Origin of the sequence: Peribacillus sp. NPDC060253 (assembly GCF_042727425.1) — a bacterium.
Lineage (GTDB): Bacteria > Bacillota > Bacilli > Bacillales > DSM-1321 > Peribacillus.
Genome location: NZ_JBHXAS010000148.1, coordinates 1 through 9,873, shown reverse-complemented (window position 1 = coordinate 9,873; position 9,873 = coordinate 1). Strand labels below are relative to the sequence as shown.

7 protein-coding genes and 1 pseudogene are annotated in these 9,873 nt (G+C 38.9%); 4 read left to right on the top strand and 4 right to left on the bottom strand.

The features are described 5' to 3' along the window. Nucleotides 1–222 precede the first annotated feature (222 nt). Nucleotides 223–1,725, bottom strand: a complete 1,503-nt coding sequence (locus tag ACFWE9_RS23800) for a peptidase G2 autoproteolytic cleavage domain-containing protein (RefSeq protein WP_377359124.1) — start codon at nucleotides 1,723–1,725, stop codon at nucleotides 223–225. Then, complete coding sequence (locus ACFWE9_RS23795) at nucleotides 1,706–3,037, bottom strand: serine-rich family protein (protein ID WP_377359122.1); 1,332 nt, start codon at nucleotides 3,035–3,037, stop codon at nucleotides 1,706–1,708. Before ACFWE9_RS23795 ends, ACFWE9_RS23800 begins: the two co-directional genes overlap by 20 nt. Nucleotides 3,038–3,304: 267 nt before the next feature. On the opposite strand from ACFWE9_RS23795, the gene ACFWE9_RS23790 reads away from it, so the two are divergent. The 3 genes from ACFWE9_RS23790 to ACFWE9_RS23780 are packed head-to-tail and all read left to right on the top strand — an operon-like array spanning nucleotide 3,305 to nucleotide 5,514. After that, nucleotides 3,305–3,763 (top strand): MarR family winged helix-turn-helix transcriptional regulator, encoded by a 459-nt coding sequence (locus tag ACFWE9_RS23790; RefSeq protein WP_230159550.1) that lies wholly within the window; start codon nucleotides 3,305–3,307, stop codon nucleotides 3,761–3,763. Further along, entirely contained in the window at nucleotides 3,750–4,826 is a 1,077-nt protein-coding gene (locus ACFWE9_RS23785) for a threonine aldolase family protein (RefSeq protein ID WP_377359119.1), read from the top strand. The genes ACFWE9_RS23790 and ACFWE9_RS23785 overlap by 14 nt, the downstream gene beginning before the upstream one ends. Continuing rightward, nucleotides 4,795–5,514 carry an alanyl-tRNA editing protein gene (locus tag ACFWE9_RS23780; protein WP_377359117.1) on the top strand — a complete coding sequence of 240 codons (720 nt, stop codon included), beginning with the start codon at nucleotides 4,795–4,797 and terminating at the stop codon, nucleotides 5,512–5,514. The genes ACFWE9_RS23785 and ACFWE9_RS23780 overlap by 32 nt, the downstream gene beginning before the upstream one ends. Before the next feature lie 554 nt (nucleotides 5,515–6,068). On the opposite strand, the pseudogene ACFWE9_RS23775 reads toward ACFWE9_RS23780, so the two are convergent. Then, a pseudogene (locus ACFWE9_RS23775) lies at nucleotides 6,069–6,967 on the bottom strand (aldo/keto reductase); the annotation flags it as partial. 857 nt (nucleotides 6,968–7,824) lie between these two features. Between ACFWE9_RS23775 and ACFWE9_RS23770 the strand changes: the two are divergent. Next, entirely contained in the window at nucleotides 7,825–8,919 is a 1,095-nt protein-coding gene (locus ACFWE9_RS23770; protein ID WP_377359115.1) for a GerAB/ArcD/ProY family transporter, read from the top strand. 658 nt (nucleotides 8,920–9,577) lie between these two features. Here ACFWE9_RS23770 and ACFWE9_RS23765 read toward each other — a convergent pair. After that, the coding region (locus tag ACFWE9_RS23765) for a GyrI-like domain-containing protein (RefSeq protein ID WP_377359113.1) at nucleotides 9,578–9,873 on the bottom strand (296 nt) is incomplete at its 5' end.

Genomic DNA, 9,873 nt, shown 5'->3' with positions numbered 1-9,873 from the left:
GTCATGATGGGTGCGTTGGAGAGCAGCCATTACGGCATACGTTTGGGTTCAGGAGATAAAAGGTAGCTATGTTGCTAGTGAGGATTTCCGAATCGGTCAAATGGAATCTAATGATGATAATGATATTACCGTGATAGTTAAAAATGTTAGACCTAACTTTGATTTACTTTAAAAAAACAGCCATGTTCGTGTGAACAGGCTGTTTTTTTATAGGGCAGGCTTTTATAACGATAATAATTTTAGTTTTTGCGTTTGAAACTCCTCATCTGTTAGAAATCCTTGTACTTTTAATTTTGCTAGATTTTCTAACTTTTCAACAATATCAATCTCTTTTATTGAAGGAATAGAGTTAAGCATCACTAATATTTGATTTGGTCCCGTACGCTTCATAACCCTGTATCCATGATCTGCTGCTGTTGCAAGCCCTTCATTATTAGGTTTACAATATCCATTCGGCTGACATGTACCGTCATCCCGAACCAGAAGTTTTCCCAAAAGACCAACAGGAACCCATTCAGGTCTTTGCAAACGTGGGATATATTCTTTTGAAGCGTCCCATTCAGGATTTAATATTGGTTCTGTTTTTGTAAACTCTGGTTGTACTACTGTTCCATCAGCATTTTTCATTTCGGGTACAACCACCTCATGGTATTGTATCCTGCCCCATTCATCTTTTTCGAAGAGGTTGTGCCAGCGCAAATCACTTGCATCCGCAATCATTGCTGGAGTTGCACTCACTACCCCGAGAATATACTGATCTGCAGCATTCGCTTTACGTATTTTATCACCTGCACCATCGAAAGTAACAAAGTAGCCAACATCAATTGGGTTTCGATCAACCGTTTCAAACATTTCAGCATAATCGGCTGCAGCAGGAGACAACACAACACCGTCGAGGTAGAGATTTCCTGTCGCCCCTTCGATTACAGCGGAATTTAACGTTGGCCCAACAGCAAGACCGTTTGCCAAATGCCAGGAAAAAGGGAAGCGTGTGGTCCCATTTTGCCCCATAATATGAGAACCAGTTTGAGCTGCGATCGTATTTAGACCCTCTGAATGGGAGAAAGGAGCCTGTGCTTGTGTCTGACTCCCTTCTGCGTGAGAAATTGCTCCGTTGGCTTGCGTCCCTTGGCCTTCCGCATGAGAACTGTCTCCATTAGCATCTGTATTGTTCCCCTCGGCATGAGAGGATATCCCAAAAGCATTCGTATTTGTTCCCTCTGCATGGGAAGCAATTCCACTCGCGGTACTTCCTCCTCCCTCTGCATGGGCCGCTGTTTGAGAAGCAACCGTATTTTCTCCCTCCGCATGTGAATGATCTCCGCTTGCAGTGGATCCGCTACCTTCTGCATGAGCAGCAAACCCACTTGCATTGGTGCTCGATCCTTCGGCATGAGAATTCACACCAAAAGCGAAAGTTCCATTCCCCTCAGCATGTGCATTTTGGACATTCGCAATTGTATTCGTTCCTTCCGCATGCGATGCTGGACCTAAGGCCTGTGTTGAACTTCCTTCCGCATGAGCTGCTTCTGCACTGGCCGAGGTGCTAATACCCTCTGCATGAGAGAAATCCCCCATAGCTTGCGGACCAGATAGGGACGTAATATCTTCGGTTCCCCCTTCCGCGTGAGCAGCAAACCCACTTGCAGTTGTTCCGATTCCCTCAGCATGTGAACTCTGTCCACTAGCAAAATTGGGAGCAGGATTACCAAGGTAGGTCCACACCACCGCCTTCTGTGTGAGAGGCCCTGCCACTTGCCGTATTTCCTTCTCCTTCAGCGTGCGCGTTAACACCGCTGATCGTTGTTTGCGTATTTAATCCTTCTGTGTGCGAATTAGCTCCGGCTGCTGTTGTATTATTTCCCTCTGCATGCGATTGGTCTCCATTGGCAGTTGTAAACAAACCTTCACTATGAGAAACTCCTCCATTAGCTAGCGAAGCGCCTTCCGCATGGGACGTCGACCCAAAAGCTCTTGACTGGCCTTCGGCATGGGACGCAAATCCACTGGCGGTAGTCTGAAATCCTTCTGCATGGGAATCCGTTGCAGTAGCGTTTGTATTGCTACCCTCGGCATGAGAAGCTTCCCCACTGGCGGTTGTACTTTGTCCTTCCGCGTGAGATCGTAGCCCACTGGAGATAGAGCCCTCCCCTTGGGCATGAGAAGAATTTCCACTGGCAATTGTGCCTAACCCTTCGGCATGAGCAGCAAATCCACTAGCAGTTGTATTGACTCCTTCCGCATGGGAAGCAACAATTCCATTGGAGATTGTACCAACTCCTTCGGCATGGGCAACAGAACCACTTGCAGATGTATTGAATCCTTCTGCGTGTGCAGCAGGTCCACTAGCGGTTGTCCCTATGCCTTCTGCGTGAGCACCATCCCCACTTGCTAAGGTAGGTGCTGGATTACCTATTTGATCTACTCCACCTCCTTCCGCATGGGAGGCCCTGCCACTAGCCGTATTCCCTTCTCCTTCTGCGTGCGCGTTAACACCGCTAATCGTTGTTTGTGTATTCAATCCTTCTGTATGCGAATTAGCTCCAGCTGCTGTTGTATTATTTCCCTCTGCATGCGATTGGACTCCACTTGCATGCGTCGCAAAACCTTCCGCATGGGAAGCAACCCCGCTTGCTGTCGTAGTAGATCCCTCTGCATGTGCCGTATCAGCAAACGCCGCAGTCTGGAACCCCTCCGCATGGGAAGAGTTTCCCGTCGCAATTGTTACACTTCCTTCCGCATGGGAAGTATTTGCACTGGCGGTAGTTAGATATCCCTCCGCGTGGGAAGCTATCCCGCTTGCTGTCGTAGTAGATCCCTCTGCATGTGCCGTATCAGCTGTTGTTTCGGTATTAAACCCTTCCGTGTGTGTAGCGTTCCCACCTGAAGTTGTAGTACTTCCTTCTGCATGGGAAGCAGACCCGTTGGCAATTGTATTCATTCCTTCTGCATGTGAGGCTGTCCCATTAGCAGTTGTATTTATTCCTTCAGCTTCCGAACACTCCCCTATCGGATTCTGGTTACATCCATTGGCCATCAAGATTCTCCATTCCACGTTTATTTTAAGTTATAAAAAATGAACATATTATTACTGTATGCATTATCAAAAATATGGTATGGACAAGTCCCTTAGTTAAAAGGCCGTTGTGTATGTTAACTAAAAATACTTCACCCCTGAAATCGAAGAAATTGAAAATGGAGGGATAGTATATAACGATTTATTCTTCACTAAAAAAAGTTGACAAAGTCCACTAATTAAACTAAAGTTTTAGTTGATATAGTCCACTAAAAAAAGGAGCTTCCAATGAGTATAAATAATAATACTATTGCAGATATTCGGAAATTCAATAGGTTTTATACCAATATTCTTGGTTTATTTGATAAGCATATTTTGGATACCGGATATTCTTTCACAGAGGCAAGGGTACTTTTAGAAATCGGTTTATTGGAGCAGTGTATAGCCAATAATCTAGTTGATAAACTGAAAATTGATCGTAGCTATATGAGTAGAATAATTGCCAAGCTAAGTAAAGATGGATTAGTTATCAAGGAAAATTCGACCTTGGATAGCAGAACTAGTCTGATTCGATTAACTCCAAAAGGAATCACTATTTTTAACCAGATTAATGAAAAATCTAATGAACAAGTAATGAATTTATTTCGAGGATTATCAGAAAAAGAAATTAAAGAAATCCATACTTCTATGATGTTCATTCAGAAGAAATTGGATAGTTTGGAGGGATTACAGGATGATACGATTTGAAAATGATTATACAGAAGGTGCTCATAAGCGAATTCTAGAACGATTAATAGAAACCAATGAAGAACAAACACCTGGATATGGAGTGGATGAACACTGTGAAAAAGCGAGGGCTTACATTAGAAAAGAATGTGATGCTCCGAATGCAGATATACACTTTTTAGTAGGAGGAACACAAACGAATACAACTATTATCGCTTCCATTTTGCGCCCGCATCAAGGTGCAGTTTCAGCAATTACTGGTCACATAGCAGCACATGAATCTGGCGCAATTGAAGCAACGGGTCATAAAATACTTACTTTACCAAGTGATGATGGGAAAATCCAAGCAGCACAGGTGAAAGATTTATATGATGCTCATTGGAACGATGTCACTCATGAGCATATGGTACAGCCAGGCTTGGTTTACATTTCTAACCCTACAGAAAATGGAACGACTTATAGTAAAGTCGAATTGGAAGCATTAAGTAAAGTTTGCCGGGAATGTCGTTTGCCATTGGTAATGGATGGCGCTAGATTAGGATATGGTTTGGCTTCAATGGATAGCGATTTAACCTTGGCAGATATTGCAAGTCTATGTGATGTATTCTATATTGGCGGAACTAAAGTTGGTGCGATGTTTGGTGAAGCAGTAGTCATCATAAATGATGCCCTGAAAAAGGATTTCCGATATATTATCAAGCAAAAGGGAGGATTATTGGCTAAGGGAAGACTTTTGGGGATCCAGTTTGAAACTTTATTTGAAGATGGATTATACTATGAAATTTCTAATCATGCCGTGGAAATGGCAATCAAGATTCGAGATGCATTTGTTGAAAATGGATTTTCATTACGATATGATTCTACATCAAATCAGCAGTTTCCCATTTTGCCGGATGATGTAATTTTGCAATTAGGCAAAAAGTATTCATTTTCCTTCTGGGAAAAAGTCGATGCTACACACAGTGCTATGAGATTTTGTACTAGTTGGTCTACGAAAAAAGAACATGTTGAAATGCTAGTAGAAGATATTAAGGCGACTACAGGAGAAAAAAATGGCAACGATAGAGTTATATGCAGAGAATAGTTATATAAAAGAATGTACGGCAAATATTGTTTCAATAAAAGAACAATTTGTTGTGTTTAATCAAACGATTTTTTATCCTGGTGGCGGTGGACAGCCTTGTGACCGAGGGATTATTAAACAAGGTGATAAAACCTATAATATATTAACAGTAAAAAAAATAGATGGAGAAATTATTCACGAACTTGAACGTCCATTACAGGACACTAATCAAACAGTAGAGATGCAGATTGACTGGTCTTGGCGGTTTCAGAATATGCAGTACCACACATTATTGCATGTCATTTCAGGTTATTTATATCAATATTACAATGCTTTAGCTACAAGTAGTCAAATTGAAAAAGATCATGCGAGATTAGAGCTGTCCTTTTCTCCTGAAATAATACAGGAAATACCATTTGATCAACTAGAACAATCAATAAAGAAGATATTGACACAGCCACATAATGTTTATACGAAAATATTAAATAGAGATGAAGCCGAGCAAAAAGAAGGTACTATTAAGACGGTAATTAATTTACTTCCAGCTTCTCTTAACGAAATTCGAATCGTTCAAATAAACGATATTGATGAGCAAGCATGTGGCGGAACCCACGTCAACAACACAACTGAAATTAAAGACTTTTCCATTATGAAAATTCAAAATAAAGGTCCCATGAAAAAAAGGATTAAAATTCAACTAATGGATTAAGTTCTACTATCCCTTCCTTTTAGCAATGAGGGGATAATCAGTGGACAGTAGAAAATGTATACGGGAATCGTTCCATAAACGGCAACATCAATATTGATCATTATTTTCATGTTCCAATTTGCAGCTGCCGATCTTAAGCGACTTTATTATAGTTGAAATTAAAAAAATTAGTATATCATAAGGAAATATTTAACCCCGTTCATAATTACTTGAACGGGGTTATTTGGGTTTAAGATCAAATTAATCACTGCACTGTCACTAAACAGGTGCGTTTTTCTTTATTTTTATGTAAATAAAGAATAGACTGTTTTTCCTTCTTCCTGATACCAGCCCTCTCCTCCTGTAACCAGCAGTACTTGAAAGACTTCATGCACATGCCAATTTTTTCGTGCACTTGTAGCGAATGTTACGTTACCAATTGGCGCGTTTAGAGGTTTGGGATCCATAAAGGTCATGGAAAGATATGCATCATTAATGAAATTATCGGTAACTTTTTGACCTAAAGGAAAGAATGTATTGTTCCTTATTTCTACGATTCATTTTGTTTAACTTTTTTATTTATTGAATTTTGGATCTGGAAGAGCCCCTACTAATGGATGGGGTACATATAACTCTTCTAAATAATTCATCTCATCAGGAGTCAACCGAATATCAAGTGCAGCTACTGCACTTTCAAGATGGCTTTCTTTTTGGGCACCTATGATAGGTGCAACAATCTGATCCTTATTAAGAAGCCAAGCTAACGCAATCTTATCACGAGTGACCCCATGATTCTTTGCGACTTCAGCCAATCGTTCTACGATGCCGCGATCAACTTTCATCATACTATCATATTTTGAATGTTGAACCATGTCTGTTTCAGAACGAAGAGAAGTTTCTGACCAATCACGAGTCAAACGGCCTGATGCGAGTGGACTGTATGGTGTTATCGCAATTTTTTCATCACGACAGAATGGAATCATTTCACGCTCTTCTTCACGGTAAATCATATTATAGTGGTTTTGCATGGAGACAAATTTCGCCCAGCCATTATGTTCTGCTACATGTTGCGCTTTTTAGAATTGCCAAGCATACATAGCACTACCACCAATATAGCGAGCTTTTCCTGATTTAACTACATCATGTAGAGCTTCCATAGTTTCTTCAATTGGTGTGTCATAATCCCAGCGATGAACAATATATAATCTACATAATCTGTTCCCAAGCGCTCCAAACTATGATCAATTTCGGTCATAATTTCTTTACGAGATAAACCGCCGCTGTTAGGACGACCAGGACGCATTGTTTGATGAACCTTTGTTGCAAGGACAATATCATCGCGCTTTGTATAGTCCTTCAATGCACGACCTAGAATTTTTTCACTTTCACCCATTGAATAGATATTCGCAGTATCAAAAAAATTAATCCCCAAATCGAGAGCTTTTTTGATAACAGGACGGCTTTGACAGGAGTCGTTACAGCTGTGGGATCAGAAGGTAAAAAAATTGTACTAGGATCACGTTGGCCTGTGACTCTATGACGAATCACTCTGCTAAATTAGAGAGTTTTCGAATGTGTTTAGGCACAGTAGAGTAAACATTCCACTTACCGGTACTATTGTCAAAAACCAATGTAGTTTCTTGTTCTTCTCGGAATAACCCATATCGTTGGAACCTCCATTTGACTTCTGCATTTTGAACGTATAGTTAAGACTCTTAACCTTTTTACAATGGTTTCTGTCGAATGCTAAATATTAAATACTTTTAATCATGCCGTGTCATAACTTGTCCAACATACATAAAATATTTGATGTCATATAGAAAGGTGAGGAAAAAATGAGCAGAAAAAGTAAAAAAGAAATTGAAGTTAAGGCTAATGTTAAGATTAAGGTTAAGGTATTTCGCAAACTATTTTTCTTTTGGTAGGCAACCAATTGGTTTTCATTGGAACCTAAACCTCCAGCATTTTCTTTGAATGTGTTGTTCAACTCTTTATATATTTCCTCTTCGAAAGTAACTATTCTAGCACTCGGATAGTTACTTTTCTTGTGTCAAGGTAGCACATTTATGCATATTAACCAGGATGGAAAAGGGGCATTCAAACTAGTGCACTTTTCATTACATTTCATAATCTCTAATTGACCTAATTAATAATAATGTGAAGTGTAGAAATGTATAATAACTCATGGAGACATGGTCAATGTCCACCACAAACCTTGCCGACTAAGTATGACCCACCTCAAATTTCACAACAAAACAGATTCTTTTTGAATAGATTTCACTTGTAAAAGCCAGATTATTAATATATGAGTAATACTAATGAGGGACCTTTATGAACCAAGCAGGTGTTAATGAAAAGTATAAGGTATCACCATTTTATGTGTTTTTTTTAGTGCATTCCATGCAAACAGGATTAGGCGTGTTGAGTTTTCAAAGAGATTTAGCTAAGGTTACTGGAACCGATGGCTGGATTTCCATCATATTAGCCGGACTAGCTGTTCAAATAATAATTTGGCTTATATATAAGATTTTCAGTATGGTTCCTGGTGATATCATTTCCGCTAATCATCATGCATTTGGTAAATGGATTGGAATTTTCTTCAGTCTCTTATTCATTCTTTACTTTTTTGTCCTTGGCACGACGATCCTAATCGGCTATATAAATGTCATACATGTTTGGATGTTTGACGAGGTACCCTCTTGGGTGTTTGCTTTGGTTTTCCTGACCCTGATTTATTATATAATTACGGGAGGATTCCGATCAGTTACGGGTATTACCTTTGTAACTATAATAGCTTCATACTGGATTTTATTTGTACCTTTATTATATAGTTTAAAATACGCTAATTTCACCCATCTTCTCCCAATTTTTGATCATACATTATTGGAAATAATGAAAGGAACTAGAACAACTTCATTATCAATGCTTGGTTTTGAAATGATTTTGATGTTTTATCCATTCATCAAAAATGCTGAAAAAACACAAAAGTATGCTCATGGAGGAGCCTTAGCCACTACGTTATTGATCTTATTTATTTATGTTGTTTCAAAAGCTTTTTATTCACAGAAAATGTTGGTCCTTACCCTATGGCCAACCCTATCGTTGTCCAGTATTATTGAATTTCCCTTTATTCAACGGTTCGAATACATAACCATTTCTTGGTGGACCCTCGTTATCATACCCAACATGGTCATTCCTTTGTGGGCAGCCAGCAGGGGGGTCAAGCGCTTATTCAATGTCCAGCAAAAGTATCCCTTGTGGGCAATGTCCATAATCATATTACTTATCAATATATTTCTTTTTGATTTCGAAGCCTTAGACATATTAAATAAATTAATCAATCCATACAGCGTGAGCTTTCTTGTTTTATACTTGCCATTTCTTTGGATTATCCTAAGCATAAAAAAATTGAGAAAACGTTTATGACAAAGTTAAAATTTCATTTTTAATAAAGAATAATTTGCAAGCCCTATCACTGGGCATTCATTGCATCTCACCTTTTAATTCAGTTCTATTCAATCACTCTTCTCAGCTTGGCAATCCAAGGAGAAGCAATATCCTCTACAGGGAACCGTCTTTGCTTAAATGTAAGATTATGAAACGGTTCAATTTGAGGATATACCTGTTTAAGAGGGGAAACCACCTCAAATCCCCTCTCTACTAAACCCTTGATAGGCTTGTTCAGCTTCATGCTTCCTTTGACGGCGAATTATAACAGGCTGCATTAAAGGTGCCATCAGTCTTGTTCTTCAAGTAGTTGTTCAGCGATAGATCCCGAAACAGATGAAACATGAATCAATTCTTTATATAAGTTGGATGCGTCTATTTCCTTGATATTCTCCCTTCAAATGTTGGGTATTGTCATAAATGCGGTTCTCCTAGCACCTTCTTGAACAATGAGGTCTTACCTCCTTTGGATTAGCTAGATATTTCAAATGACGCTAAAAAATGAAATATGTTCAGAAAAGATTAGGTCATGGCAGCGTTGCTATAACTTCTACTGTTTACGCCCATATTGAATGCATGTTAGTAGTAATGAGATTATGCTATTCTATTGGCTTAACCTTATATCTCAAAACAGTTTTTAATTTTGAGGTTCAACTTTTCTAAAATCTGAAAGATATATTTCTCTATGTTGTAATGAAGTTCTTTCAAGATTATTATATTTTATGAATTCATTCATTAATTTAAAACTTTGAGGTTCCTCATCATATGGACCTACATGAAGCATTTGGACAGATAAACCATCTCGAAATGTACCGAACTTTACATCATTTAGAAATGGATGAGGTTTCTTTTTTTCAACATTTTCAAATGCTTTATCTACTCTTTCTTTTGTTACAAAATCTGGTTGTCTAATCATGATAGTATATAATAATT

Bases quoted from the DNA above. Each gene is read 5' to 3' on its own strand.
- ACFWE9_RS23795 (WP_377359122.1), bottom strand. From the start codon at position 3,037: ATGGCCAATGGATGTAACCAGAATCCGATAGGGGAGTGTTCGGAAGCT.
- ACFWE9_RS23790 (WP_230159550.1), top strand. From the start codon at position 3,305: ATGAGTATAAATAATAATACTATTGCAGATATTCGGAAATTCAATAGG.
- ACFWE9_RS23770 (WP_377359115.1), top strand. From the start codon at position 7,825: ATGAACCAAGCAGGTGTTAATGAAAAGTATAAGGTATCACCATTTTAT.
- ACFWE9_RS23785 (WP_377359119.1), top strand. From the start codon at position 3,750: ATGATACGATTTGAAAATGATTATACAGAAGGTGCTCATAAGCGAATT.
- ACFWE9_RS23780 (WP_377359117.1), top strand. From the start codon at position 4,795: ATGGCAACGATAGAGTTATATGCAGAGAATAGTTATATAAAAGAATGT.